Source organism: Aestuariivirga sp., assembly GCF_046294715.1.
Classification (GTDB): Bacteria; Pseudomonadota; Alphaproteobacteria; order Rhizobiales; family Aestuariivirgaceae; genus Aestuariivirga.
The window spans coordinates 1-24,947 of record NZ_JBKBKI010000027.1 but is presented as its reverse complement, the minus strand read 5'-3'; the positions used below and the strand labels follow the sequence as shown (position 1 = coordinate 24,947).

Here is a 24,947-nt window from a genome sequence, read left to right as displayed (position 1 = left end):
TCCCTCCCGGCTGCCGTCCGTAAGGAGTCGTGCGTGACGGGGAGGCGGCCGATGATGCAGTGGATGGTTCTCTGGTTTGCCGCGGCGATCCTGTTTCTCGCCATCGACATGGCCTGGCTGCTCTGGCTTGGCCGCAGCCTCTATGTGAGCGAGATCGGCGAGATCCTGCGCCAGCCGCCCAACCTCTGGGCCGCCGCCGCCTTTTATCTTCTGTACGTGACGGGAATGCTGGTGATGGTGATCTGGCCGGCCGTTCAGGCCCAGTCCGCGCTCCAGGGTCTCCTCTATGGAGCGCTGCTGGGCCTCATTGCCTATGGCACCTACGATCTCACCAATCTCGCGGTGATGAAGGGCTTCACGGCGCGCATCGCGATCATCGACATGATCTGGGGCACGGCGCTGACGGCATCCGTGTCCGCCCTCGCGGTGCTGATCGGGACGAAGCTGCTCTCCCGCTGAGTTAGGAGAGCTGGTCGAACAGGTCCAGCGCCTTGGCGGAATAGACCGCGCCTGGTCCCCCCGACATCTCGACGGCGACCGCCAGCATCTCGCCCAATTCCTCGCGCGTGGCGCCATGTTTTTTCGCGGCTGCCGCATGATAGACGATGCAATCCTCGCAGCCTGTGGCGACCGCGATGGCGACGGCCGTCAGCTCCTTCAGCGCCGGCGAGATCTTGCCCTCCCGCGTGGCCGCGACGGCGAGGCCGTTGAAGGCCATCATCGTCTGCTTTTCGGCCTTGAACAGGTTCATCAGTCGCGCATTCACGCCGGCGAGCAGTTCCTTGGCGTCAGCCATGATCGGTTCCTTTCAGAGTCTCAGAACAGGGCCTTGCCGTTCTCCTTGGAGAAGGCATGCCACTTGTCGCGATTGACGGTCATGTAGCAGGTCTGGCCTTCGACCCCGTCGAACTCCGTCGAGGTCTTCACCCGGATGCGGCTGTCCTCGAGGTCGACGTCGATGATCATGTCGCCGCCCAGAAGCTCGGTGACGAAGATCCTGCCCGTCATGTGATCCTCCTGTGGCCGCGTCATGGAGATCGACAGCGCATCGGGTCGCACGCCCATGCGCAGGGCATTGGGCCGTGCCCCGCGGCCGATGATCTGCTGCTGTTCGCCGGTCACCGGGATGGAGAAGTTCGGATGGGTGAAATGGGTCGTGCCGGCCTTGTCCTGCAGTTGCACGTCGACGAAATTCATCGCGGGCTCGCCGACGAAGCCCGCAACCCACGCATTCACCGGCCTGTTGTAGACCTCGCGCGGGGTTCCGAGCTGCTGCAGCTCGCCCTCATGCATCACGGCGATCTTATCCGCCATGGACATGGCCTCGAGCTGGTCATGGGTGACATAGATCATGGTGGTGCCGAGCGTGCGCTGGAGATGCTTGATCTCGCCGCGCATGTGGGCGCGGAGCTTGGCGTCGAGGTGGGCGATCGGCTCGTCGAAGAGGAACAGGTTCGGCTCCCGGACGATGGCGCGGCCGATCGCCACGCGCTGCTTCTGCCCGCCCGAAAGCTCCTGCGGGCGCCGTTCGAGCAGGTGATGGATCTCGAGGAGCTTCGCCGCGGCGGTGACCCTCTCCTTGATCTTGGCCACGTCCTGGCCGCGCAGCTTCAGCGGGTTCGCCATGTTCTCGTACACGCTCTTGTGCGGGTAGAGAGCATAGTTCTCGAACACCATCGCGACGTCACGGTCTTTCGGAGCAAGCTCGTTGATCGGCTTCTCGTCGAACAGGATCTGACCGGCTGTGATGTGCTCGAGGCCGGCCACCATGCGCATGGTCGAGGACTTTCCGCACCCCGAGGGCCCGAGGATCGAGAGGAAGGACCCGTCCGGGCACTCGATGTTGAGGTCCTTCACGGCCGGAAGGCTGCCGTATTTCTTCCAGACATTGCGGAACGATACCTTTGCCATTGCGAACTCCTGCTATTCCTTGACCGCGCCCATGGTGAGGCCGGTGACGAGATATTTCCGGATGACCAGGCCCAGGAACATCATGGGAAGCGTGGTGACGACGCCCGCCGCCATGATCTGCCCCCACTGGATGTTCTGCGGTTGCACCAGTTCGCGCGTGGCGGCCGGAAGCGTTTTGGCACCGCCCGATCCGATGATTGCGGCGAACAGGTAATCGTTCCAGGCGAAGAGAATGCACAGCACGAGGAAGGCACCGATGCCCGGCGCGACCAGCGGCAGGATGGCGCGGAAGGCCTGGAGCCGGGTGGCGCCGTCCACCATCTGCGCCTCCTCGATGGCATAGGGGACATTGTCGAAGAAGCCCTTCAGGATCCAGATGGCGAAGGGCAGGTTGAAGGTCGTGTAGGCGAGGATAAGGCCCGGCAGCGTGCCCACGAGATCGAGCTCGCGGAAGATCCAGTAGAGTGGCACCATCACCGCCACCACCGGCGCCATGCGCGTCGAGATGATCCAGAAGAACAGGTCGCTCTTGCCGCGGAAATCGATGCGCGAAAGCGAGTAGGCGCACATCGAGCCCAGTATGACCGACACCACGGCGGAGCCTGCCGCGGCCACCAGCGAATTGAAGAGATAGGTCGAAAAGCCCAGATTGGCGAAGAGCTCGTAGTAATGCTTGGTCGTGGGGGTGAATTCGAAGAACACCGTGATACCGCCCCAGTCTCCCACCGCTGGAAGCTTGAAGGCCTCCAGCAGGTCCTTGAAGGAGGAGACGAACATGATGAAGATCGGCAGCACCGTCCACACCACGTAGAAGGCGATGAACACGGCCGAGAACCACTTCAGCGCCTTCGACAGCGGCGTCTCGTAGTGGATGACTTCGCGCGATGCCATGGCTTACACCTTCTTCGGCTGCTGGCGGTCGAAGACGCGCACGAGCAGCATGCCAAGGATGATGGTGACGATCAGCAGGATGAGCGCGATCGCGGCACCCCGCCCGAGCTTGAAGAACTTGAACGACACCTCGAAGAGATAGACGGGCAGGATCTTCGTGGCGTTGCCCGGCCCGCCGCCGGTGAGCACCAGGATCGAGTCGATGAAGCGGAAATTGTCCATGAAGCGCAGCATGATGGCGATCAGAAGCACGGGGTAGAGATTGGGCAGCGTGACCGACATGAAGTTGCGGATCGGCGAGGCGCCGTCAACCATGTTGGCCTCGAGCTGGTCCTGCGGCACGCGCTTGAGGCCCGCCAGCGTGATGAGCGTGATGAGGGGCGTCCACTGCCACACGTCCACCAGCACGATGCCGATCATCGCCGTGCTGGAACTGGCGAGGATCGACTTGGGGCCGAGTATCCCCATGCTTTGCAGCAGCCAGTGATACCAGCCGAACGTGCCGTTATAGAGGAAGTACCAGACCATGCCGGCCACCAGCGGGGCCATCATCATCGGCATGAGAAGCGTGGTGACGAGCACCTTCTCGTAACGGGAGCCGTTGAGCGAGACCGCCAGGAACACGCCGATCGCGATCTGCAGCGCCAGGCACAGGAAGCTGTACTGGATGAGAAGCCACCAGCCCATCAGGAAACGCGTGTCGCCGGCGAGCCTGGTGAAATTCTCGAAGTTGTTCCATTCGATCTTCCCGATGTCCACCTCGTGCAGGCTCATGTAGATCATCCAGAAGAAGGGATAGATCGAGATGAAGGCCAGGACGAGAATGGCGGGTGCCATGAGCAGGAAGTAATAGGCCTTGGAGGCCGGCGGGTTCACCGACGCGGGTTCCGCCGCCACTGCCGAAACCGGCCGCGACTCGACGCTGTCCGGAATGTGACGGACGCGGAAAAGCTCGAGGCCGGAGCTGGCCTTCTTCGCCCTCTCGGGTGATCCCGGGCCGGTGGACATTGTGACGTCGGTCATCGGGCTCTCGCAATGGAAAGGGTGGGGTGAACCGGCGGCCCGGAGGCCGCCGGTCTTTTCGTGCAGGGAGGTAAAATCAGCCGGCGCCGTTCAGCTCGTCGAGCTGGGTCTGGATCGACTTCGCCGCCTCTTCCGGCGTTTGCTCATTGGAGAGGCACTTCTGCACTTCCGCCGCCAGGATCGAGTGGTACTCGTTGGCGTTCGGGATCTTCGGCCCAAGAACGAAATGCGGGTTCTTGATGCCGTAATTGTAGACGGGGTCGAAGGTGAGCGCGTTCGGCATGGTGGTCGGGCGCTGCTGCGCCTTCTTCACCTCGTCGATCTCCAGCACCGATTTCCGGGTCGGCGTGCCGCCCAGACCCTTGAGCACGTTGAACTGGTTGTCACGCGATACCGACCAGATGGCGAAGATGTAGGCCGCACGCTTGAGATCGTCGGGGGCATTGCCGTTGATGCCGATGCCGCCGATGCCGCAGTTGGTGCCGTTGACCGCCTCGCCCCCGTTCTTGATCCACTTGGGATCGCCCTTCGGGCAGGGCGCATAGGCCGTCTTGCCGCCAGCGGCGCGCGAGGTCTTCTCATCCTCGATCGAGGCCGCGAACTCGTGATACTGCGTCTGCATCGCGATGTTACCGGCCTGGTAGACGGTGTTCAGTTCCAGCGTGCCGTTGGCCAGATTGTCCGGATGGCAGACGTCCGCCAGCTCCTTGAACTTGGTCAGCATGGCGATCGAGGATTCGTCGCCCCAGTTGGTCTTGCCCGGCTCCTTGGAGCCGTAGACGTCGTCGATGTTCCAGTCCATCCAGCGCCCGTTGGCGAACAGGAAGCGCTGGATGTCGAGTTGCGTCGTCCAAGCGAAGGAACCCTGGTGCTGGGCGTAGCCATATGGCACGTCCTTGCCGGCCTCCTTGGCTTTCTTGAAGAAGGCCGCCATGTCGATGACGTTCTGCCAGGTCGAATCCTTGGTGAATTCGAGGCGGTAGCCGTATTCCGCCTCGAAGTCCTTGGAGTTGGCCTCGAACAGGTCCTGGCGGTAGAAAGTGCAGGCGATGGCCGCATCATAGGGAAGTGCGACGATCTTTCCTTCGGTGTAGAAGCGGCCGCAGGCCGACAGGAAGTTCTCGAACCAGGCCTCGTCGCCATAGCCGTCGGGGTCCTGCGGCAGCGTGTCGTCGCCGAACATCGGCGACATGTCGGCGTAGAACTCGCCGAAGGGCGCGCCGATCGGCTTGTCCTGCACGTAGTTCAGGTGATAGTCCGACTTGCCGCCGCGCAGGTCGATGCCGACCTTCTGCTGCACCACCGGGAGGTCGTCCGTGAGAATGGTCACCTCGATGCCGGTGAGATCGGTGAAGGCCTTGATGTTGTCACGGATGGCGAAGGACGGGGGCGTGTTCTCCGACATGAAGACGAGCTTCGAGCCGGCATATTGCTTCCACTTGGCATCGTCCGACGAGGCCGCCTGAACCCTGCTCCTGGTGATGGTGGAGCCGAGACCCAGCGTCATCGATCCGACGCCCAGAGCCGATGCCGCGCCACCACCCAATTCCAGGAACTTGCGGCGGCTTACGCGCGAGTAGACCGCATTCTTCGGTATCGAAAACATCAGCGTTTTCTCCCATGTTGATTTTCGTGTTCTTGTCGATCAAACAGGAGACGCGGTGGCGTTGCAGCGCCGTCGCATCTCGCGGAAAGTCCCAAGCTTCCGTGATCCGTGGTCCTCCTTTCTCTGGCCGTGTGAACGGCTGGGCGACGGGGTGGTCACGAGCCAGCGATGTGAGCCTTGATCAGGTTGTTCACATCGCTGGCCTTCTCCATGAACACCATGTGGCCGGCGCCATCGATGACGTGCACCTTGGTGCCGGGCAGGTTGGCGGAGTGGGCTGCGGGTATGATCTGGTCTTCCTTCCCCCAGATGACGAGCGTCGGCGGCAGCTTTCCGGCGAGCTTCGCACCTGGCGCGTCATGTTGCTTGCGTCCGCCGAAGAGTGCGGACGAAAGCGCCTTCAGCACGGATTCGACACCGTCCAGCCGCTTGTATTTCAGCACGTCTTCGACGAGCTGCCGGCTTACCAGGCTCTTGTCGGCGAAGAGCTGCTCGAGGACCGGCTTCAGGTCCTTGCGGCCTTGCGCTGCCACGTACTCGTCCACATAGCTGCCGATATCGGGGCCGAGCCCTGCCGAGCAGATCAGCGTCAGCGACTTGACCTTCTGCGGCTGGTCGGCCGCCAGCTGCATGGCGATGGCCCCACCCATGGAATGGCCCACGAGATGGGCCTTGCCGATGCCGAGCTTGTCCATGAAGGAGGAAAGCGCCGCCGTGAGGCTGCCGAGCCCGGGGTTTTCGAGCGCCTTCGCGGACTGGCCATGGCCCGGCAGGTCGAGGGCATAGACGGTGGCCTTCTCGCCCAGCGCATCGATGTTGAACAACCAGTTGTCGAGATCGCCGCCGAAACCGTGGATGAGGATCAGGGTCTCGTCCCCCGAGCCGCGCTTGGCGTAGCGGAGCTTGCCAGCCGCCGTGTCCGCGAACTCGTATTTCGGACCCTGCTCCTCGCCCTCGTCGTCCGAGGCAGGCGTCACATACGATGACACGAAGGCCTCGATCTCGGAGTCCGGCACGGAAGGATCGGCGATCACCCCAAGCAGCGACTTGACGGGATAGATCGTGTCGGGCTGGCCGACGCGCCTTCTCAGCACGCCGGCCTCATGCGCTTCGACGGACCCCGCGATCTTGTCGGTTTCGACTTCGAGAATCGCGTCTCCGACATTGATCTTCGAGCCGTCTTCGAGGAGCCAGCCCGTCACCTTCCCCTCCTTCATGGAGAGGCCCCACTTGGGCATGACGATCGGCACGATACGGGTGTCAGTCATCTTCACGTCCTCACTTGCAATGCAACGCTCAGTTCGCCATCGACCGCTTCACCGCCTTGGCGATCGCCTCGGCCGAGGGGATGTAGAGGTCTTCCAGGACCGGCGAGAACGGCACGGGCGTGTGCGGCGCCGTCACCATCTGGATCGGGCCCTTCAGCGCCTTGAAGCACTCCTGGGTGACCATCGCCGACACGTCCGAGGCGATGGAGCAGCGCGGATTGGCCTCGTCCACGCAGACCACGTGTCCGGTGCGCTCCGCGCTGTCGATCACGGTGTCCCAATCGATGGGCGAGAGGGTGCGCAGGTCGATCACCTCGCATTCCACGCCCTGCTTGGCGAGTGCCGCCGCGGCTTCCATGGAGCGGTTCACCATCATGCCGTAGGTGACGATGGTGGCATGCTTGCCCTCGCGCACGACGTTCGCCTCGCCGAAGGGGATGGCATAGGATTCGGTGGGAACGTCCGCCTCGATGCCATAGAGGTTCTTGTGCTCGCAGAAGATCACGGGATCGTTGTCGCGGATCGACTGGATGAGCAGGCCCTTGGCGTCATAGGCGTTGGACGGGCAGACCACCTTCAGGCCCGGAATGTGCACGAAGAGCGGCGTCAGCATCTGGCTGTGCTGGGCCGCGGCGCGGAAGCCGGCGCCGACCATGGCGCGGATCACCACCGGCGTCTCCGCCTTGCCGCCGAACATGTACTTGAACTTGGCGGCCTGGTTGAAGATCTGGTCGAAGCAGACGCCCATGAAATCGAGGAACATGAGTTCCGCGACCGGGCGCATGCCGCAGGCAGCGGCACCGATGGCCGCGCCGATATAGGCCGACTCGGAGAGCGGCGTATCCAGCAGCCTGCCCTTGTGTTTGGCATGGAGCCCCTTGGTGACGCCGAGAACGCCGCCCCAGGCATCCTCCTCGCCTTCGCCGCCGGCGCCGCCGACGATGTCCTCGCCCATGACGATCACGTTCGGATCGCGGGCCATTTCCTGGTCGAGCGCCTCGTTAATCGCCTGGCGCATGCTGATCTTGCGTGCCATTGCTTATCTCTCCTTCAGATCAGTAGCTGACATAGACATCGGTGGTGAGGTCGGCTGCCGTCGGGAGCGGCGCCGACTTGGCGAAGGTCACGGCCTGCTGGATTTCCGCCACCACCTCGCGGTCTATGGCGTCGAGTTCGGAGCGGCTGACGACGCCGGCCTCGGTGACGCGCTGCGAGAACATCTTGATGCAGTCCTTGTTGGCGCGGATGTCCTCGAGTTCGCCCTTGGCGCGGTATGTCTGCTGGTCGCCCTCGAAGTGGCCGTACATGCGGATCATCTTGCATTCGAGGAGCGCGGGGCCGCCGCCCTCGCGAGCCCGCTTGATGATTTCGCCCGCCGCTTCGTAGACGGCAAAGAAGTCGAGCCCGTCCACCGTGACGCCGGGTAGGCCGAAGCCCGCAGCGCGGTCGACGTAGGAGTCCACGGCCACCGCATAGTCGCGCGAGGTGGACTCGGCATAGCCGTTGTTTTCCACGACGAAGATCGCCGGCAGGTTCCAGACGGCCGCGAGATTGAGGCTCTCGAGGAAGGTGCCCTGGTTGGAGGCGCCGTCGCCCACGAAGGAAATCGCCACGCCGCCATCGCCGCGGTACTTGGCTGCGAGCGCCGCGCCGCAGACCAGCGGGGCACCGGCGCCGAGGATGCCGTTGGCGCCCATCATGCCCTTCGACAGGTCGGCGATGTGCATGGAGCCGCCCTTGCCGCGGCAGGAGCCCGTCACCTTGCCGTAGATTTCCGCCATCATCTCCTTGGGGTCCACGCCCTTGGCGATGCAATGGCCATGGCCGCGGTGGGTTGAGGCGATGCGGTCCTTGTCTTCGAGATGCATCATGATGCCGGTGCCGGCCGCTTCCTCGCCGGCATAGAGATGCACGAAGCCAGGAATGTCACCCTTGGCGAAGTCGGCGTGGAGCCGCTCCTCGAACTCGCGGATGGTGCGCATGGTGCGGTAGGCCTTGAGAAGGTCCGGCTTGTCCAGCGGGAAAATCCCGGCTGTGCTGTTGGGTGCAGTCATCAATGTCCTCCCAGTGGTGTTATGCGTTGATCTTGGTCTTCAGGCGCATCAGGCCGTGACGCGAGGCGTATTGCATGCAGCCGCTGACGTTCACGGTCCGGAAAGCGTTGGGCACGAGTTCGATGGTGACGTCGTCGTCGCGCGTGAAGGAGAGCTCGCGCTCGCCGTCGAGCGCGATGGAACCGTCGGTGATCGATGGCCGATACTTCACGTTGGGCTTCATCGGCGTGTAATCGCGGATGCCGATCCCGCGCATGTAGCCGGGTGCGATGGGCGTATCGAGGACGATGTTGGCCTCGTCCTCCGGCGCGAGCCGGACATGGAGCCCGCCGCCGTCCAGCCGCGTGACGGGCGTCAACAGCCCCGCGATGGCCGACATGCCGATCACCTCGGGATCGGCGAAGGTGACGAACAGTTCGCGGAAGGTCTCCGTCCGCCACAGCGCACGCGCACCGATGTAGCGCTCGGTGACGACGGCGACATCGACGAGAGCGATTTCCTCCTGGTCGTTGACCCGGACCACGATCTTCTTGTTGGGAAGGAAGGCCTCCTTGGGCGGAACCTTGCCGGTGACCGCCAGCCCCACGGCCAGGCCGGTGATCGTCGGCTCGCGATGTTCGGGGAAGGCGTTGTTGGTGCCGGTTGAAATCCCGGCGATGGGCACGTCGCCGCAGGCCGTCACCACCGCACGGTGCGTTCCGTCGCCGCCGAGCACCACGATGGCCGAGACGCCTTTCTCCTTCATGAGACGGGCCGCTTTCAGCGTGTCCTCGACCGTCCCCGAGATCTTGTAGTCGAGGTACTCGATTTTCGGAAAATGCTTCAGGCCCTGGTTCTCCGCCCGGTCGATGCCACGCCGCACGTGATGCCGGATACCGCCGTTCTCGGGCATCATGTAGACATGGTCGACGCCGCACGCCTTGACGCAGGAGAGCACGCGCAGAACGATGTTTGCACGATCTGTGATCTGCAGCGCCGTCGCATTGGCGATGACGCGGCGAATGTCACGCGCGGAGACAGGATTGGCGATGATGCCAATGGCGCTTCCCATTTGAACCCTGGACGTCCTTATTGTGTTTGGATGACCGAGCAGCAAGGGGCGTGCCAGTTTGCATGCGCACAGGCCTCATGCGCATTCCAGCGAAAAGCGCCGCAACAAAGTTGGTTTGCAATTGCGAGAAGCAGGCGCGCGGGCTGCGACAGCTGTGGCAGCCGGGCGCCACAGGTGTGGCGCCACGCCTCTATGTGGCGCGCGGCGGCAAGGTCACGCCAAGGCGCCTCATTCGGCGGTGCAACGTGGTGCGGTCGATACCCAGAAGACGCGCGGCGGCAGAAACGTTCCATCCGGCGCGCCGCAAATCTTCCCGCAGGACGGCTGCCTCGCTGTTTTCCCGCGGCAATTTCGTATCCTCCCCACGTGCCGGGCTTTCATCCGTGCGGCGGAAAACCTGATCCGGCAGATCTTCCATGTCGATCGCGGGGTCGCTCGCCACGGCACAGGCGAAATCGACGACGTTGACGAGCTCTCGTATGTTGCCGGGCCAGTCGTAGGAGGCCAGCACCCCCAGCGCCTGAGGTGAGATGCTGCGCGGCGTGCCATCCACATAGGGACGCTTCTCGAGAAGCTGCATCACGATCCAGGAGAGATCGCTGCGCTCCCTGAGCGGCGGGAGCGAGATTGTGGCGCCGTTGAGCCGGAAATAGAGATCCTCGCGGAAGCGGCCACTTTTTACGAGTGAAAGAAGGTCGCGGTGGGTGGCGGCGATCACCCGCATGTCGACGGCACTTGGCCGCGAGCCGCCGATCGGCGTGACCTCGCGCTCGGCGAGAACGCGGAGCAGGCGCGTCTGCGAACTGAGCGGCATGTCGCCGATCTCGTCGAGGAACAGGGTTCCGCCATGTGCCTCTCGGATCAGGCCTTTCTTGCCCTTGGCCAGCGCTCCGGTGAAGGAACCGCTCTCGTAACCGAAGAGCTCGCTTTCAATGAGGTTTTCCGGGAGCGCGGCGCAATTGACCGGGATGAATGGGCCCCTCGCCCGCGCGCTGGCCTGGTGGATGGCCTTGGCGAGGTATTCCTTGCCGGTCCCCGTCTCGCCATTCACCAGGATGCTCATGTTGGTGTTGAGCAGCCGTGACAGCTTCTTGAGATTCTTCTGGATCGACGCTTCCTCGCCCGCGACGGCCCTGAGCGGCTGCGGCAGCTTGCAGTCCTCCTGCGCGACGGCGGAGGGCAACACCCGGATCGTGGCCGGCGGGACCACCTGGATGAACAGGCTCCGGCCGGTTGCGGTGAGCCTCACCACGTTGCGCTCTATTGCGTTGGGCGCCACGAACCGCGTGAGGCCGTCGATCTCGCAGTCGAAGAAATCGGAAAAGGGGCGGCCGAGAATGCGGCTTTCCTCCCGCCAATCGGCGCGGAGTTCCTGGGCCAGGAGCCGGCGGCCGTGATGGTTGAAACCGACGATGCGGCCGGAGGAATCGAGCACCAGCACGTGTTCGATGTCGACTTCCGCCAAAGCCTGGTTGGAGGTGAGCTTGACGATCCAGTTCCGCGAGCAGGATCGAATGAGATTTGCGGTCTCGATGCGGTGGGCGAAGCTCTTCACGATTTGCAGCGCCAGGTATTGGCTCGACTTTTCCCGCGGCGACCGCAGCGCCGAAATGTCGAGTACGGCGGAGAGGTTGCCGACGGGGTCGAAGATCGGCGCCACCGTGCAGGTCAGCGGTATGTGCATGGCGTCGAAATGGTCGTCCTGGTGGACGGTGAGGGCCTCGCCCGTGGCGATGCAGGTGCCCGTGCCATTGGTTCCGGCGCGCGCCTCGTTCCAGTCCGCGCCGAGGTAGAGCCCGGCCTCGCGCAGGTAGTCCGTGGTCGCCTCATCGCCTATGTAATCGACTGTGATGCCTTCGTGATCGGTCAGCAAGAGCACGTAGCCGAGGCCCGCCACCTGCCTATAGAGCGCCTCGACGCCGAAGCGCGCGGTGTGCAGCAGGTCTTCAATGACCTCGCGATGCTCGCGCAGCCTCCGGTCTTCCACGATGACCGCCGGGCGCAGGACCGTCGGGTCCAGCTTGTGGCCGTCGATGCAGCGCCGCCAGGACCTGAGGATGAGTTCATCGCGCGCCGTGTCGCGGCCCTCAGCGACGCGGACCAGTTCCTCGATGTGCTCGGCGCGCGCTGAAGAGATCGGCGTGGCTCCTTTGCGAAGACCGAGACTATCACGCCGGCAGAATCCGCATGTCAAGTCTGCAGAGCGCATGATCGCGTGACCGCCTGCGGAAGGAGGACGGTCCTTTCGGGCTCTGTGTTGCATTGCACAGTGGCACGGGACGTGCAGAGCCAGATCGAGGCTCGCGACGACCGGCGAACGATCTTCGCAGGCGCAAACACACAGGGAAGGGACGGCAATGGATCTGGGGCTCAAGGGTTTGAACGTGCTGGTCACCGGCGGCACCAAAGGCATCGGCCGGCGGGCCGCTGACATCTTCGCGGCGGAGGGCGCCAATGTCTCTGTCTGCGCCCGCAACGAGGCGGAGGTGAAGGCCACCGTGGCAAGCCTTGAATCCGCCGGGGTGAAGGCCTTCGGGCGGGCAATCGACGTCGGCGACAAGGCCGCACTCGAAGCCTGGGTTGAGGGAAGTGCGAAGGCACTCGGCGGTATCGACATCGTGATCGCCAATGTCTCCGCTCTTGCCGCCGCCGAGGATACGGAGGCTTCCTGGCAAGCCGAATTCGAGATCGACATGATGCACACCGTGCGCACGGTGAACGCCTCCCTCCCCCACCTCGAAAAGTCGAAGTGGCCGTCGATCGTCGTCGTCTCATCGGTCTCGGGCCGCGAGATCGACTTCACCACTCCCGCCTATGGGGCGTTCAAGGCGGCACTCATCCATTACGCCCACGGCCTCGCGCACAAGCTGGCGCCGAAGCTCATCCGCGTGAACTCCGTCTCGCCCGGCAACGTCTATTTCAAGGACGGCATCTGGCACTACATCGAACAGAACCTGCCGGACCTGTTCAAGCAGGCCCTCTCGCTCAACCCCACCGGCCGCATGGCGACGCCGGAGGAGATCGGCAAGGGCATCGTCTTCCTCGCCAGCCCCGCATCGAGCTTCACCATGGGTACCAACCTGGTGATCGATGGCGCCCTCACCAAGGGCGTTCAGCTCTAAGGGAAGGGGGAGACATCATGCCCACGAGCCGAAAGATCGAGCTTCCCGGCGGTGCGGTTCTGCACGCGCTGGAGGCCGGGCGCGGCCAGCCGCTCATCATGATACCCGGCTGGTCCCAGTCGGCCGCCGAATATGGCCGCAACATCGACGACCTGGCGAAGCACCGCCGGGTGATCGCCCTCGACATGCGGAGCCACGGCGAAAGCCCCAACGCCGAAGGCGGTCACCGCATCCAGCGCCTCGCCAAGGACTTGGATGAGGTCATCCACGTGCTCGGACTGAGCGGTGTGGACGTGCTCGGCCATTCCATGGGGAGTTCCATCATCTGGAGCTATCTGGACCTCTTCGGGCCCGCGAAGCTGCGCCGCCTCGTCATCGTCGACCAGGCGCCGATGGTGGCGGCCCTGCCCGGCTGGAACGAGGACGTGAAGCGGAAATACGGCTGCCTGCTGCCGGACGTTCAATCGGTCGCCGGCTTCTGTGACGCCGTGCGCGGCACGCAGGAGGTGGAGGGAACCATGGCCATCCTCAAGGGCATGTTCACCCCGGCCCTGCCCGAGGCGGATCTTCGCTGGATCGCAGGCGAGAACCTCAAGATGCCCCGCATGGCGGCGGCGGACCTGCTCTTCGACCATTGCCTGAACGACTGGCGGGACGTGATCACCGCGACACGGCTGCCGGCACTCGTCATCGGCGGCCGCAAGAGCATCTTCTCGGCGGAATCGCAGGAATGGATTGCGGCCGTCAACCCGAACGCCCGGGCCTCGATCTACGAGGAGGACGAAGGCGGCGGTCACTTCATGTTTTTCGAGAACCCGCGCCGCTTCAACGCGGAAGTCTCGGCCTTCCTCTCATCGTGACGGAAAACGGAACTGGAGAACCACGAATGGCGCTCACACGCATGATCGTCGAACTCGGCATGGGAACGGACCTTACCGGGGCCGACTATACCAAGGCCGCCATACGGGCGCTGAAGGACGCGCTCTGGCACAACTCGCTCACCATCGCCAATGCGGTGGGCCAGAAGCCGCATGACATGCACGTGAAGGTGCTGGTCGGCGTGCCGAAGCCCGACAAGGTGGACAGGGCGGCGGTGGCCGCCGTGCTGCCCTACGGCAAGTCCTCCGTCGAGGTGGTCGAGGGCGGCCTCGAGATCATGAACGACGAAGGCACCAACCTCACCCTGATGGCCAATGCCGCGGCCATCGTCTATCTCGACATGCCGGAGAAGACGTGATGGCACTGAAGCGCATCATCCTCGAAATGGGCCATGGCAACGACATGCATGGCGGCGACTACACCAAGGCGGCCCTGCGCGCCGTCCAGGACTGCATCCACCATTCCTCCCTGCCCTTCCTGAGAACGCTCGGCGTCGATCCGAAGACCATGCAGATCGAGGTGACGATCGGCGTGCAGCAACCGGAGAAGGTGGACAAGGCCGCCGTGGCCGCAAGCCTTCCCCACGGCCAGGTGACGGTGAAGGTGGTGAAGGGCGGCCTCGACGTTCCCGACGAGGAACGCGGCGGCGTCTCCGTCATCGCCACCGCCGGCGTCGCCGTGAGGCTCGACCTGGAGACCCACCTCGGCCTTACCTGAGGGGCCGGACGTGGTGGGCCCACCAGGACTCGAACCTGGAACCAGACGGTTATGAGCCGTCAGCTCTGACCATTGAGCTATGGGCCCCCACGGCGGGCATGGCTACAGCAAATCTCCGCCGCATGCTATAGGCTCGGCGGCATGAACAACGACCTTTCGCCCGAAGCCGCCGTCTCCCGCCTGATCGAGCTCCACCGCGAGGCCACGAGCAGCCTCAAGACCTGCCTCGAGCGCTATTTCGACACCCGCGAGCCGCCGGGCGATGATGAGCGGCGGCGCTTCTGCTATCCCGAGTTACGGGTCGATTACCGTGGAGGCGGTGTTCAGCCGCGCATCGCCAGGGCCTATGCAAAATTCCAGAGCCCCGGGAGCTATGCCACGACCATCACCCATCCCGAGCATTTCGGCCGATACCTCACCGAGCAGCTGCGCTATCTGGTGAAGGATTACGGCGCCTCGATCGGTGTCGACCAGTCGGACCAGGAGATCCCCTATCCCTATGTGCTGGAACAGGGCGACGATCTCGGCCGCAACGGTGTCACGGCGGCGGAGCTGGCGCTGCACTTTCCAGCCCCGAAGCTTTCCCATGTCGGTGACGAGGTGGCCGACGGCCTCTGGCACCACGAGCCAGGCCAGCCGCTGCCCTTGGCCCTCTTCGATGCGGTGCGGGTCGACTATTCGCTGAAGCGGCTGCAGCACTACACGGGCACCCACTGGCGCGCGGTGCAGCCCTGGATCCTTCTCACCAACTATCACCGCTACGTGGACCAGTTCGTGAAGTGGAGCATCGCCCAGCTTGCCGCCGAGAGCCCCTATGGGGTGCTGCATCTGCCGGGCGGCGGCAAGATCACGCGCGGCATGAACGCGGCGGAGGCGGAGGCCGTCGTCGCCAATTCGCACTGGCACCGCTTCCAGATGCCGGGCTACCACCTGGCGCGGAGCGACGGCCAGGGTGGCGTGACCCTCGTCAACATCGGCGTCGGCCCTTCCAACGCCAAGAACATCACCGACCACCTCGCGGTGCTGAGGCCGCATTGCTGGCTGATGGTCGGCCACTGCGGGGGGCTCCGCCAGAGCCAGCGCATCGGCGACTATGTTCTGGCCCACGGCTATCTGCGCCAGGACCGCATTCTCGATTCCCTCGTTCCGCCGGAAATCCCCATCCCGGCCCTTGCCGAGGTGCAGGTGGCGCTTCAGGAGGCTGCGGCCCGCGTGACCGGCGAGCGTGGAGATGCGCTGAAGGAGAGGCTGCGCACCGGCACCGTGGTGACCAACGACGACCGTAACTGGGAACTGCGCTGGAGCCAGGAGCTGCGCCGCATCAACCTCTCGCGCGCCATCGCAGTGGACATGGAATCCGGAACGCTCGCCGCCCAGGGCTACCGGCTGCGAGTGCCCTATGGCACGCTGCTCTGCGTCTCCGACAAGCCGCTCCACGGCGAGATCAAGCTCCCCGGCGCGGCAAACGCCTTTTATGACCGCGCGGTGGGCGAGCACCTGCTGATCGGGCTCGAGACCATCGAACTGTTGCGCGGCAATGTCGGCCAGCTCCACTCCCGGAAGCTCCGCAGCTTCGACGAGCCGCCCTTCCGCTGACGTCAAAAAGGCGCCGCAATCCCATACGATCCAGTCACCACTGGAAGGAGAACCCCATGCAGCGTCTCACCTTTGCCGCAGCCGCCCTGGCTGCGCTCGCCGCCTTCGCCACGCCCGCCCTTGCAGATGAGGCCAGGATGCCCCGCACCATTTCCCTCGTCGGCCACGGGGAAGTGAAGAGCCCGCCGGACCTGGCCTTCGTCACAACCGGCGTGTTCAGCCAAGGCGCCACCGCCGCCGAGGCGCTCGCTGCCAACACCTCCGCCATGACGGCGCTGTTCGCGGCGCTGAAGGAGGCAGGCATCGCCGAGAAGGACGTGCAGACGTCGAATTTCACCGTGCAGCCGCGCTACGACTTCCAGGACAGGCAGCCGCCCAGGCTGGTTGGCTATGACGTCTCGAACAACGTCACCGTCACGCTCCGGAAGATCGGAGACCTCGGAACACTGCTCGACAGGCTGGTGCAGGCCGGCTCCAACCAGATTCACGGTATATCCTTCCAGGTGTCCGAACCCGATGCCGCGCTGGACGAGGCCCGCAAGCTCGCCACGGAGGATGCCACCCGCAAGGCGAAGCTCTACGCGGGTGCGATGGGCGTCACGCTAGGCCCCGTCATGTCGATCAGCGAAGGCATGACGCTCGAGCCGCCGGTGCCGTTCATGCGCGGCAAGGCGATGATGGCCGAGGCCGCCTCCGCTCCGGTTCCGGTGGCGGCGGGCGAGCAGACGCTCTCGATCGACGTGAACATCACATGGGAGATCCGCTGAGGCCGATTGCGGCAAGGGACAGCCATGCTAGTCTCCGCCCATGCCGGTGCTCGAGCGAGACCCGTGGCGGCTCCAGTATTTCGAACACGTCCCGTGTCCGGAGCATGTGCTCATTCCGGTGGACGATCCCGATTGCTGGCTGCTCTTTCCCGACCGCCGCTGGATTTATGACAAGCTCAAGGTGGCGGAGACGCAGGGCCTCGCCTGCGGGCCGCACGGGGTTCCGCCGGATTCCTATCCGGTGTTCTCGAAACCCATCGTCAACCTCAAGGGCATGGGGCTGGGCAGCCGTGCGATAGGCAGCGCGGCGGAAATGGATCATTCCTACCAGCCCGGCCACATGTGGATGCCGCTGCTCGAGGGCGATCACGTCTCCACCGACTGCGCCGTGCGCGAAGGACTCATCTGCTGGATACGGCACGCCACCGGCGTCGCTGCGGCTGACGGCATGTTCCGCCACTGGACCATCCACGCCGCCCCTTTCCCGGAACTGGAGGAGAAGCTCTCCGGCTGGGTGAAACGGCACATGCGCGGCTACACCGGCATGATGAATTTCGAAACGATCGGCGGCACCATCATCGAGGCTCATCTCAGGTTTGCCGACCAGTGGTGCGATCTTTATGGGCAAGGCTGGGTCCAGGCGGTCGTCGGGCTCTACGACAAGGGACACTGGGAATTCGCCGACGGGCAGCGAAGGAACGGCTTTTCGGTTCCACTCTTCGCAGTGCATGGCCGGCGTTACTCCCATCCGCCGCCTGGTCTGCAAGCGGAGTTGCGTGCCATGCCGGAGGTCCAGAGCCTGCAGATCACCTTCCACGAGGACAAGCCGCCGGAGGACCATCCCATGCCGCCCGGCGGTTTCAGGCTTGCCGTGATCAACGCGACGGACCTCGGCGCCGCGATGGCGGCGCGCCGGAGGCTCGCCGCCGCCTATCCGCCGGATCTCATCCTCACTCCCGCCTAGCGCCGCCTGCTGCGGCTCCGTTCTCCCTCGGCCTCGATCCCGTCGACGTGAAAGCGATGCAGGATGCGATGATAGACCGGCGCCAGCATCAGGCCCGCGATGGCGAAGAGGAGCAGCCCAGAAACGATTGCGTAGAGCGCAGCGAAGATCTTGCCGCCATCCGTCACCAGAGGGCTGAGCGGCCCCATGCCGGAGAGGATCATGGCGGCATTGGCGAAGGCATCGACCACCCGCATGCTTTCGAAATACATGTAGCCTGTCGAACCGACCAGCAACGACAGCACCACGACCACCGCGGACCACAACGCATTCCGCGAGAGCCGGTTGAAGAAGACCGTGGAGCTTGCAACCGGCTCGGTTCGTTTCTCGAAGTTGAAAAGCCTGCGCATTCTGGCAACTTGTCCCCTCTAAAGCGCCTTCATAATTGATCTTTCGCAAGGCGGGAACCCATCCGCCGGTGTCTTGTTTGTCTCACTTACGGAGGTTTGAAACATGAAGCGACTTCGCCACAACGCCCGGGTTCTGGTCACCGACGGGGGCCGCGCCATCGTGTTCCGCAACGCCGGACAGGTGGGAAAGCCGGATTTGCAGCAGTTCAAGGTCTATGCCCATGACAACCCTCCCACCCGCGAGCAGGGCACCGACAAGCCTGCCCGGGTGAACGAAAGCGTCGGCATGGCGCGCTCGGCATCGGAGCAGACCGACTTGCACCAGCAGGCGGAAGATCGCTTCGTGATGCAGATCGCCGACGACATGGACAAGGACCTCAAGGCGGGGGAGTTCGAGGAACTCATCGTCGTGGCACCTCCGGTCGCGCTGGGCGTCTACCGCAAGGCCGCCTCGCAGCAGCTGCAAAAGGCGACGCTGATGGAGATCAACAAGGATCTCACAAAGCACGCCGCGTCTGACGTCGCCGCCATCGTCGTCAAGGCGCTTGAAGGCGATTGAGCCCTCCGCTAACGGAAGGGCATGTCAGAGAAGAAGAAGGCGACCGCCGCGCAGACGCACGATCTCTTCGTCACCCGCATCTACCGGGCGGAGAAGATCGTGCCCGAGAGACTCAACAACGCCGTCGAGGCGCTGTGCATGTCGCTCGCGGTCGATGATGCAGCCGGCCTGCGCTGGTGCGAGAAGCACGGCTATCCGGGCTATACGTCCTATGCCTCGCTGAACGATCTTCCCTGGCGCTTCCCGGAGTTCCGGAAGCTGGTGAAGGCAATCGACCGGCATTGCCTCGCCTATGCGAAGGAGCTGCACTGGGACCTGCGCGGAACCAAGCCCCGTGTCGACTCCCTCTGGGTGAACGTGATGCCCGAGGGCGGCTCGCACACCTCCCACATCCATCCCAACTCGGTGATCAGCGGGACATACTACGTCGCGGTGCCCGAAGGCGCGGGCCCCATCGTCTACGAGGATCCTCGCCTGGGCTTCATGATGGCCGCGCCGCCGAGAAAGCAGACCCTGCCGCGGGAGTTCAAGTCGCACGTCTCCTTCCGGCCCGAGACCGGAACGCTGATGCTGTGGGAAAGCTGGCTCCGCCACGAGGTGCCGCTGAACCGGGCGGAGGGCAACCGCATCAGCGTGAGCTTCAATTACGTGCTCGCCTGAGCGCCATCAGTCGAAGATGCGGTCGCCGAGCTGATCGACGATCTGCTGTCCCTTCATGATGGAGTGATCGACGGCGCCCTCCTCGTCCGCGAACCGGTCGGCGCGGATGAAGCGGTGCTCCTTCGCGATGCCGTCGAGAGTCTTCGAGACCGTGCCGCAGGTCTGCCACTGCCCACCTTCCTTGTAGGGCGTGGCGGAGATCAGATAGCCATTGTACTCGACCTGCTTCTTGGGCTTGCTCGGCCCGGAATCCGCTGACCTGCCGCCGCCAAAAAGCTTCTTCAGAAATGACATGGCTGGCCCTCCGCTGGCCGGGTGATGCGCTAAGTCTATAAAATCACATCCCGTTATACCAGCCCGATCAGTTGTCGAGGAAGCTCCGCAGCTTCCGGCTGCGGCTCGGGTGCTTCAGCTTCCGGAGCGCCTTCGCCTCTATCTGGCGGATGCGCTCGCGGGTCACCGAGAACTGCTGGCCGACCTCCTCGAGCGTGTGGTCGGTGTTCATGCCGATGCCGAAGCGCATGCGCAGCACGCGTTCCTCGCGCGGCGTGAGCGAGGCCAGGACCCGCGTCGTGGTTTCGCGCAGGTTCGCCTGGATCGCCGCGTCGATGGGGAGGATGGCGTTCTTGTCCTCGATGAAGTCGCCGAGGTGCGAATCCTCCTCGTCGCCCACCGGCGTCTCGAGCGAGATGGGCTCCTTGGCGATCTTCATCACCTTGCGCACCTTCTCGAGCGGCATCGAGAGCTTGTCGGCAAGCTCTTCCGGCGTCGGCTCGCGGCCGATCTCGTGCATCATCTGGCGCGAGGTGCGCACGATCTTGTTGATCGTCTCGATCATGTGCACGGGGATGCGGATGGTGCGCGCCTGGTCGGCGATCGAGCGGGTGATGGCCTGCCGGATCCACCAGGTGGCGTAGGTCGAGAACTTGTAGCCGCGGCGGTATTCGAACTTGTCCACCGCCTTCATGAGGCCGATGTTGCCCTCCTGGATCAGGTCCAGGAACTGCAGGCCGCGGTTGGTGTATTTCTTGGCGATCGAGATCACCAGGCGGAGGTTCGCCTCCACCATCTCCTTCTTGGCGATCCGCGCCTCGCGCTCGCCCTTCTGCACCATGGCGACGATGCGGCGGAACTCCGGGATCTGGAGCCCCGTGGCGGTGGCGAGTTCGAAGATCTCGTCGCGGATGACCTTGATCGATTCCTTCTCGTCGTTGACGAACTTCTTCCAGCCGAACTTGGCCAGCCGGCCGACCCGCTTCAGCCAGTCGGGGTCGAGTTCGTGGCTCTGGTATTCCTTCAGGAATTCGGGCCGCGGCACCTTGTAGGTCTCGGCGAGCCGCATGAGCCGGCCCTCCAGCGCGTTGAGGCGCTTGTTGATGTCGTAGAGCTGCTCCACCAGCGCCTCGATGCGCGCGTTGTTGAGCGAGAGCGATTTCACCTCGGCGACGATTTCCTCGCGGAGCTTCTTGTAGCGCCGCTCCTGGGAGGGCGACAGCTCGGTGCCCTCGGCCACCTCCTGGTCCTGCAGCTTGCGCAGGCTCTTGTAGTTGCGGGCGATGGTGTCGAAGATCTCGAGGACCTTGGGCTTCAGCTCCGCTTCCATCGCGGAGAGCGACACGCCGAGATCGTCACCCTCCTCGTCATCTTCCTCCTCGACCTGCGGCTTGTCGAAATCCTCGGGGCTCAGCACGTCGCCGAACTCGTCGTCGGCCGAGGGGCGGCGGATCGCGGCGGCGGCGCGCTTGGCCTCGGCGCGCTTGGCCTCGGCCTTCTTCTTCACCTCTTCCTTGGGCGGAACATAGGGGGCGGGCGTCTGCACCGGGCCCTGCTTCTTGGCGTCGGGGCCGGCATAGGTGGCCTCGAGGTCGATGATGTCGCGGAGAAGGATCTTCCCCTCGTTCAGCTCGTCGCGCCAGATGATGATGGCCTGAAAGGTGAGCGGGCTTTCGCAGAGCCCTGCAATCATCGCCTCGCGGCCAGCCTCGATGCGCTTGGCGATGGCGATCTCGCCCTCGCGCGAGAGAAGCTCGACCTGGCCCATCTCGCGCAGATACATGCGCACCGGATCATCCGTCCGGTCGGCCGGGGTCTTGGCGGCTTCCACCTTGATGAGGGCCGTCTCGGTCGACTCGCCCTCTGCCTCGGCCTCGACCTTGGCGGCGAGGTTCTCTGACTCCTCTTCCGATTCGACGACGTTGATGCCCATCTCATTGAGCATCGCCATGATGTCCTCGATCTGCTCGGGGCTCGTCTCCTCCGAGGGGAGCACGGCATTGAGCTCGTCGAGCGTGACATAGCCTCGCGCCTTGGCGAGCTTGATCATCCGCTTGACGGCCGCATCCGAGAGATCGAGGATGGGCGAGTCCGAGCCGTCGCCGCCCTGTGCCTCGGGGGCTTCGGTTTCGTCGGCCGCGGTCGGGGTTTCCTGATCGTCCGGGGCGGGTGCGCGCACTTGGGCTCGAGCCATGAACAAGTCCTTGATCTTGCGAGGCGGGGGAACCGCCATAGCAGCGTTGTGATTCGCGGTCAAAACCTAGGAGGCGGGCTGTTAAGCGCGCATTAACCCCAAGATTGAGACCCAAACCCGGTTTTTCGGGCGCCCCTCAGGTGATTGCGTCAATCGGCCTTCCGCTCGCGGCGCCGAAGCCCTCGATCTGGGCTTCCGATCCCGCATGGGACGACAATTGCTCGCGCACCGCCTTGAGCGCGTTGAGCTTCTCCTCCGTCGGGTCGGCAGCGAAGGCGGCCTCGGCCGCCCGGAGCTCCCGCTCGAGGGTCACGGTTTTCCGGTGCAGGGCGATCATCTGACGGAGGCCTGTGCGGGCGTCATCTTGCGCAGCCCCGCTCCCAAGGAACCATTCGTTCAGCCGTTTCGCCTGGGATTCCAATCGGTCCAGCAAAGGACCCGAACCCACGTGCTTCAGGTGGCCCCGCAGGTCCGTTCCGTCAAGGCCGGACCCCAGGGCCGCGCTATCTATGATTTGTGTACGGAGCGAGTCAAGCTCCGGGACCGTCATTTCAAGGCTCGCGAATTCGTCCAGAAACTCGTGCAGGAGCTCTGGATGATTGATCAGGGTCAGCACGATGAGCCTCTCGCGTCGCTCGGCGCCTGACTGGAAAGCGGGCTGCCCGGCGAGCCGTTTGAGCTGGGCGGTGGGCGGCTGCTGAACATCCCAGGGCCGCACGCCAGGCTTGAACGGGCGCCTGCCGCCGACCGCGCCGAACTGGCGGCGCCCGCCCTGGCTGCGGAATTCGCCTGCAGGCCGGAACAGGCCCCGCACCCGCTCGGAGAACTCCGCAAGATAATGCTTTCTCACAACATCATCCGCTATACTATTGAGAACACTTCTCAATTCCTGCTCGAACTGGGCGCGGCGTTCCGGCGTCGAGCGGTCGTTCTGGGTGAGCGCCCGCTGCCAGAGCATGTCGGAGAGCGGCTGGGCGGTCTCGATGACTGCGCGCAGGGCGTCCGGTCCCTGCGCCTTCAAGAGATCGTCCGGGTCCTGGCCCTCCGGCAGCAAGGCGAAACGCAGGGAATGACCCGGCTCGAGAAGCGGCAGTGCCAGGTCCAGCGCCCGGTGGGCGGCCTTGAGCCCGGCAGCATCGCCGTCGAAGCAGAGTACGGGTTCCGCGGCCTGTTTCCACAGGATGCGGAGCTGGTCCTCCGTCAGCGCCGTGCCGAGCGGCGCCACGGCCTGCGGCAATCCGGCGCGGTGCATGGCAATGACGTCGACATATCCCTCGACCGCAATGATCGTGCCCCGCTCGTGGGCTGGCCCCCGTGCCTTGTCGAGATTGTAGAGCACATTGCCCTTGTGGAAGAGCGGGGTTTCGGGAGAGTTCAGGTATTTTGCCGGGACGTCCTTCGACATCGCCCGGCCGCCGAAGGCGATGACCCGGCCGCGCGGGTCACGGATGGGGAACATCACCCGGTCACGGAAGCGGTCATAGGCGACGGCGATCCCCTCCCCTGAAACGACGAGGCCCGCCTCGCCCATCTGTTCCACCGTGATGCCCTTGTCAGCCAGGTGGGTGCGCAGCGCCGCCCTGTCGTCCGGTGCATAGCCGAGACGGAACTCCTTCTGGATCGCCGGAGAGAGCTGCCGGTCGGCCAGATAACCCCGCGCGCGGGAGCCCCGGGCGGACTGGAGCTCGGCCTCGAAGAACCTCGCGGCCATCTCCATCACGTCGTAGAGGCTGGCGCGCTGCTCCTCGCGCCGCGCTTCCGCCTCGGACATGACGGGCATCGGAAGCCCCGCCTCCGCCGCGAGCCGCTCGACCGCTTCCGGGAAGCTCAGTCCCTCCTTCTCGACGAGGAAGGTGAAGATGTCGCCCGAGGCCTTGCATCCGAAGCAGTGGTAGCGTCCCTTCCTGTCGTCCACGTGGAAGGAGGGCGACTTCTCACCGTGAAAGGGGCAACAGGCCCAGTAATCGCCCTTGCCCGGATTCGATTTGCGCCGGTCCCATGTGACCTTTCTCCCGACGACGGAGGAAATCGGCAGCCGGCCGCGGATGTCTTCCAGGAATGAAGGGGGAACGCGCATGTCTCATCACTAGCAGCAGACCCCGGCGATGTCATGGCGGCCGATCATGGCCGCCCGGCGCCTTGTGAGGATGGCGTGGGAGAATGGGCAACCCTATGGTCCCTCCATGCCCGGCAAGAAACCAATCTGGCTGATCGCCGCTCCCTTCATCTTCCTGCTCCTGTGGTCGGCCGGCTTCCCTGTGGCGAAGCTGGGGATCGCCCATGCCGAGCCTTTGAGCTTCCTGTCACTCCGCTATGGGCTGGTGCTCGCCATCATCCTGCCGCTGCTCGCCGCGATGCGGCCGCCCTTGCCGCGCAAGGCGGCGGATTGGGGGCACCTCGCTCTGGTCGGCTTCCTCATCCAGACCGTCTATTTCGGGCTCTCCTATCTCGGCCTCAAGGCGGGAGTCTCGGCGGGGGGACTTGCCATCATCGTCTGCCTGCAACCACTCCTCGTCGGCATTCTCGCGCCCCGTTTTGCGGGCGAGAAGGTGGGCCTGATGCGCTGGGCTGGCCTGGGCTTGGGCCTCGCCGGCGCGGCGACCGTGATTGTCTCGCGCTCGAGCGTGGAAGCGGAACATGCGTGGGGGGTGGCAGCCGCGGTAATCGCCCTCTTCGCCATCACTGCGGCAACGCTCTGGGAGAAGCGCTTCGGGAAGAACCACCATCCCCTCGCCTCCAACGCCGTGCAATATGCCGCCGGCCTCGCCGGAACCCTGCCTGTTGCGATTGCGCTGGAAAGCTTCGATTTCGAGTGGAACCCACCCTTCGTCGGCGCCCTGGCCTATCTGGTGATCGGCAATTCCATCATCGCCATCTCGCTGCTGCTCGCGATGATCCGGGCGGGCGAGGTCAGCCGGGTTTCCTCCCTTTTCTACCTGGTGCCGCCGCTCTCGGCCCTGCTGGCCTGGCCGATGCTGGGCGAGGAGATGCCGCCCCTCGGCTGGGTGGGCTTCGCGCTCGCC

The 24,947-nt window shown here is 64.4% G+C and carries 25 protein-coding genes and 1 tRNA gene; 11 read left to right on the top strand and 15 right to left on the bottom strand.

Annotated features, from left to right (window positions below):
• Nucleotides 1-33 precede the first annotated feature (33 nt).
• Nucleotides 34-459, top strand: coding sequence for a DUF2177 family protein (locus ACK4HL_RS15720; RefSeq protein WP_409762027.1), 426 nt, complete (start codon nt 34-36; stop codon nt 457-459).
• Nucleotide 460: 1 nt separating this feature from the next.
• Here ACK4HL_RS15720 and ACK4HL_RS15715 read toward each other — a convergent pair whose 3' ends face one another.
• The 10 genes from ACK4HL_RS15715 to ACK4HL_RS15670 form a co-directional block, all read right to left on the bottom strand.
• A complete protein-coding gene (locus tag ACK4HL_RS15715) occupies nt 461-796 on the bottom strand; it encodes a carboxymuconolactone decarboxylase family protein (protein ID WP_409762025.1) in 336 nt (111 codons plus the stop codon).
• Nucleotides 797-816: 20 nt separating this feature from the next.
• Nucleotides 817-1,911 (bottom strand): ABC transporter ATP-binding protein, encoded by a 1,095-nt coding sequence (locus tag ACK4HL_RS15710; protein WP_409762023.1) that lies wholly within the window; start codon nt 1,909-1,911, stop codon nt 817-819.
• 12 nt (nt 1,912-1,923) lie between these two features.
• Nucleotides 1,924-2,802, bottom strand: coding sequence for a carbohydrate ABC transporter permease (locus ACK4HL_RS15705; protein WP_409762021.1), 879 nt, complete (start codon nt 2,800-2,802; stop codon nt 1,924-1,926).
• Nucleotides 2,803-2,805: 3 nt separating this feature from the next.
• The gene (locus ACK4HL_RS15700) at nt 2,806-3,825 is read right to left on the bottom strand and encodes a carbohydrate ABC transporter permease (RefSeq protein ID WP_409762019.1); all 1,020 of its coding nucleotides are present in this window, start codon (nt 3,823-3,825) and stop codon (nt 2,806-2,808) included.
• A gap of 76 nt (nt 3,826-3,901) precedes the next feature.
• A complete protein-coding gene (locus tag ACK4HL_RS15695; protein WP_409762017.1) occupies nt 3,902-5,431 on the bottom strand; it encodes an extracellular solute-binding protein in 1,530 nt (509 codons plus the stop codon).
• A 155-nt stretch (nt 5,432-5,586) separates the two neighbouring features.
• Nucleotides 5,587-6,699 (bottom strand): acetoin dehydrogenase dihydrolipoyllysine-residue acetyltransferase subunit, encoded by a 1,113-nt coding sequence (locus ACK4HL_RS15690; RefSeq protein ID WP_409762015.1) that lies wholly within the window; start codon nt 6,697-6,699, stop codon nt 5,587-5,589.
• 28 nt (nt 6,700-6,727) lie between these two features.
• Nucleotides 6,728-7,735, bottom strand: coding sequence for an alpha-ketoacid dehydrogenase subunit beta (locus tag ACK4HL_RS15685; RefSeq protein WP_409762013.1), 1,008 nt, complete (start codon nt 7,733-7,735; stop codon nt 6,728-6,730).
• Between the two features lie 19 nt (nt 7,736-7,754).
• Entirely contained in the window at nt 7,755-8,753 is a 999-nt protein-coding gene (locus ACK4HL_RS15680; RefSeq protein ID WP_409762011.1) for a thiamine pyrophosphate-dependent dehydrogenase E1 component subunit alpha, read from the bottom strand.
• Nucleotides 8,754-8,772: 19 nt separating this feature from the next.
• Nucleotides 8,773-9,804 (bottom strand): ATP-NAD kinase family protein, encoded by a 1,032-nt coding sequence (locus ACK4HL_RS15675; RefSeq protein ID WP_409762009.1) that lies wholly within the window; start codon nt 9,802-9,804, stop codon nt 8,773-8,775.
• 190 nt (nt 9,805-9,994) lie between these two features.
• Nucleotides 9,995-12,013: a sigma-54-dependent Fis family transcriptional regulator gene (locus ACK4HL_RS15670; RefSeq protein WP_409762007.1), complete on the bottom strand. Its 2,019-nt coding sequence runs from the start codon at nt 12,011-12,013 to the stop codon at nt 9,995-9,997.
• A 148-nt stretch (nt 12,014-12,161) separates the two neighbouring features.
• Between ACK4HL_RS15670 and ACK4HL_RS15665 the strand changes: the two genes are divergently transcribed.
• From ACK4HL_RS15665 to ACK4HL_RS15650, 4 genes are read left to right on the top strand one after another with little or no spacing between them, the layout of a single operon-like run.
• Nucleotides 12,162-12,926, top strand: coding sequence for an SDR family NAD(P)-dependent oxidoreductase (locus ACK4HL_RS15665; RefSeq protein WP_409762005.1), 765 nt, complete (start codon nt 12,162-12,164; stop codon nt 12,924-12,926).
• Nucleotides 12,927-12,943: 17 nt separating this feature from the next.
• Entirely contained in the window at nt 12,944-13,786 is an 843-nt protein-coding gene (locus tag ACK4HL_RS15660; protein WP_409762003.1) for an alpha/beta fold hydrolase, read from the top strand.
• A gap of 26 nt (nt 13,787-13,812) precedes the next feature.
• The gene (locus tag ACK4HL_RS15655; RefSeq protein ID WP_409762001.1) at nt 13,813-14,163 is read left to right on the top strand and encodes a Lin0512 family protein; all 351 of its coding nucleotides are present in this window, start codon (nt 13,813-13,815) and stop codon (nt 14,161-14,163) included.
• The gene (locus ACK4HL_RS15650) at nt 14,163-14,522 is read left to right on the top strand and encodes a Lin0512 family protein (protein WP_409761999.1); all 360 of its coding nucleotides are present in this window, start codon (nt 14,163-14,165) and stop codon (nt 14,520-14,522) included. Before ACK4HL_RS15655 ends, ACK4HL_RS15650 begins: the two co-directional genes overlap by 1 nt.
• An 11-nt stretch (nt 14,523-14,533) precedes the next feature.
• Here the strand turns inward: ACK4HL_RS15650 and ACK4HL_RS15645 are convergent.
• Nucleotides 14,534-14,609 (bottom strand) — tRNA-Ile (locus tag ACK4HL_RS15645).
• A 54-nt stretch (nt 14,610-14,663) separates the two neighbouring features.
• Between ACK4HL_RS15645 and ACK4HL_RS15640 the strand changes: the two genes are divergently transcribed.
• Genes ACK4HL_RS15640 through ACK4HL_RS15630 form a run of 3 tightly spaced genes read left to right on the top strand, consistent with a single transcriptional unit; the run spans nt 14,664 to nt 17,849 of the window.
• Nucleotides 14,664-16,118: an AMP nucleosidase gene (locus tag ACK4HL_RS15640; protein WP_409761997.1), complete on the top strand. Its 1,455-nt coding sequence runs from the start codon at nt 14,664-14,666 to the stop codon at nt 16,116-16,118.
• A 56-nt stretch (nt 16,119-16,174) separates the two neighbouring features.
• Nucleotides 16,175-16,885 carry an SIMPL domain-containing protein gene (locus ACK4HL_RS15635; RefSeq protein WP_409761995.1) on the top strand — a complete coding sequence of 237 codons (711 nt, stop codon included), beginning with the start codon at nt 16,175-16,177 and terminating at the stop codon, nt 16,883-16,885.
• A gap of 40 nt (nt 16,886-16,925) precedes the next feature.
• Entirely contained in the window at nt 16,926-17,849 is a 924-nt protein-coding gene (locus ACK4HL_RS15630; protein WP_409761993.1) for a hypothetical protein, read from the top strand.
• Here the strand turns inward: ACK4HL_RS15630 and ACK4HL_RS15625 are convergent.
• The gene (locus ACK4HL_RS15625) at nt 17,846-18,238 is read right to left on the bottom strand and encodes a hypothetical protein (protein WP_409761991.1); all 393 of its coding nucleotides are present in this window, start codon (nt 18,236-18,238) and stop codon (nt 17,846-17,848) included. The genes ACK4HL_RS15630 and ACK4HL_RS15625 overlap by 4 nt on opposite strands.
• Nucleotides 18,239-18,341: 103 nt before the next feature.
• Here ACK4HL_RS15625 and ACK4HL_RS15620 point away from each other — a divergent pair, with 103 nt between their 5' ends.
• Nucleotides 18,342-18,797 (top strand): host attachment protein, encoded by a 456-nt coding sequence (locus tag ACK4HL_RS15620; protein WP_409761989.1) that lies wholly within the window; start codon nt 18,342-18,344, stop codon nt 18,795-18,797.
• A 21-nt stretch (nt 18,798-18,818) separates the two neighbouring features.
• Nucleotides 18,819-19,457, top strand: coding sequence for a TIGR02466 family protein (locus ACK4HL_RS15615; RefSeq protein WP_409761987.1), 639 nt, complete (start codon nt 18,819-18,821; stop codon nt 19,455-19,457).
• Between the two features lie 6 nt (nt 19,458-19,463).
• Here ACK4HL_RS15615 and ACK4HL_RS15610 read toward each other — a convergent pair whose 3' ends face one another.
• The 3 genes from ACK4HL_RS15610 to dnaG form a co-directional block, all read right to left on the bottom strand.
• The gene (locus ACK4HL_RS15610; protein ID WP_409761985.1) at nt 19,464-19,751 is read right to left on the bottom strand and encodes an HlyU family transcriptional regulator; all 288 of its coding nucleotides are present in this window, start codon (nt 19,749-19,751) and stop codon (nt 19,464-19,466) included.
• A 67-nt stretch (nt 19,752-19,818) separates the two neighbouring features.
• Nucleotides 19,819-21,924, bottom strand: coding sequence for an RNA polymerase sigma factor RpoD (gene rpoD, locus ACK4HL_RS15605; RefSeq protein WP_409761983.1), 2,106 nt, complete (start codon nt 21,922-21,924; stop codon nt 19,819-19,821).
• Between the two features lie 136 nt (nt 21,925-22,060).
• Nucleotides 22,061-24,001, bottom strand: coding sequence for a DNA primase (gene dnaG, locus ACK4HL_RS15600; protein ID WP_409761981.1), 1,941 nt, complete (start codon nt 23,999-24,001; stop codon nt 22,061-22,063).
• A 106-nt stretch (nt 24,002-24,107) separates the two neighbouring features.
• Here dnaG and ACK4HL_RS15595 point away from each other — a divergent pair.
• Nucleotides 24,108-24,947: DMT family transporter (locus ACK4HL_RS15595; RefSeq protein WP_409761979.1), on the top strand; the 840-nt coding region annotated here is incomplete at its 3' end.

Coding starts and splice junctions, on each gene's coding strand:
- ACK4HL_RS15715 (WP_409762025.1), bottom strand. CDS start 796: ATGGCTGACGCCAAGGAACTGCTCGCCGGCGTGAATGCGCGACTGATG.
- ACK4HL_RS15710 (WP_409762023.1), bottom strand. CDS start 1,911: ATGGCAAAGGTATCGTTCCGCAATGTCTGGAAGAAATACGGCAGCCTT.
- ACK4HL_RS15705 (WP_409762021.1), bottom strand. CDS start 2,802: ATGGCATCGCGCGAAGTCATCCACTACGAGACGCCGCTGTCGAAGGCG.
- ACK4HL_RS15700 (WP_409762019.1), bottom strand. CDS start 3,825: ATGACCGACGTCACAATGTCCACCGGCCCGGGATCACCCGAGAGGGCG.
- ACK4HL_RS15695 (WP_409762017.1), bottom strand. CDS start 5,431: ATGTTTTCGATACCGAAGAATGCGGTCTACTCGCGCGTAAGCCGCCGC.
- ACK4HL_RS15690 (WP_409762015.1), bottom strand. CDS start 6,699: ATGACTGACACCCGTATCGTGCCGATCGTCATGCCCAAGTGGGGCCTC.
- ACK4HL_RS15685 (WP_409762013.1), bottom strand. CDS start 7,735: ATGGCACGCAAGATCAGCATGCGCCAGGCGATTAACGAGGCGCTCGAC.
- ACK4HL_RS15680 (WP_409762011.1), bottom strand. CDS start 8,753: ATGACTGCACCCAACAGCACAGCCGGGATTTTCCCGCTGGACAAGCCG.
- ACK4HL_RS15675 (WP_409762009.1), bottom strand. CDS start 9,804: ATGGGAAGCGCCATTGGCATCATCGCCAATCCTGTCTCCGCGCGTGAC.
- ACK4HL_RS15670 (WP_409762007.1), bottom strand. CDS start 12,013: ATGCGCTCTGCAGACTTGACATGCGGATTCTGCCGGCGTGATAGTCTC.
- ACK4HL_RS15665 (WP_409762005.1), top strand. CDS start 12,162: ATGGATCTGGGGCTCAAGGGTTTGAACGTGCTGGTCACCGGCGGCACC.
- ACK4HL_RS15660 (WP_409762003.1), top strand. CDS start 12,944: ATGCCCACGAGCCGAAAGATCGAGCTTCCCGGCGGTGCGGTTCTGCAC.
- ACK4HL_RS15655 (WP_409762001.1), top strand. CDS start 13,813: ATGGCGCTCACACGCATGATCGTCGAACTCGGCATGGGAACGGACCTT.
- ACK4HL_RS15650 (WP_409761999.1), top strand. CDS start 14,163: ATGGCACTGAAGCGCATCATCCTCGAAATGGGCCATGGCAACGACATG.
- ACK4HL_RS15640 (WP_409761997.1), top strand. CDS start 14,664: ATGAACAACGACCTTTCGCCCGAAGCCGCCGTCTCCCGCCTGATCGAG.
- ACK4HL_RS15635 (WP_409761995.1), top strand. CDS start 16,175: ATGCAGCGTCTCACCTTTGCCGCAGCCGCCCTGGCTGCGCTCGCCGCC.
- ACK4HL_RS15630 (WP_409761993.1), top strand. CDS start 16,926: ATGCCGGTGCTCGAGCGAGACCCGTGGCGGCTCCAGTATTTCGAACAC.
- ACK4HL_RS15625 (WP_409761991.1), bottom strand. CDS start 18,238: ATGCGCAGGCTTTTCAACTTCGAGAAACGAACCGAGCCGGTTGCAAGC.
- ACK4HL_RS15620 (WP_409761989.1), top strand. CDS start 18,342: ATGAAGCGACTTCGCCACAACGCCCGGGTTCTGGTCACCGACGGGGGC.
- ACK4HL_RS15615 (WP_409761987.1), top strand. CDS start 18,819: ATGTCAGAGAAGAAGAAGGCGACCGCCGCGCAGACGCACGATCTCTTC.
- ACK4HL_RS15610 (WP_409761985.1), bottom strand. CDS start 19,751: ATGTCATTTCTGAAGAAGCTTTTTGGCGGCGGCAGGTCAGCGGATTCC.
- rpoD (WP_409761983.1), bottom strand. CDS start 21,924: ATGGCTCGAGCCCAAGTGCGCGCACCCGCCCCGGACGATCAGGAAACC.
- dnaG (WP_409761981.1), bottom strand. CDS start 24,001: ATGCGCGTTCCCCCTTCATTCCTGGAAGACATCCGCGGCCGGCTGCCG.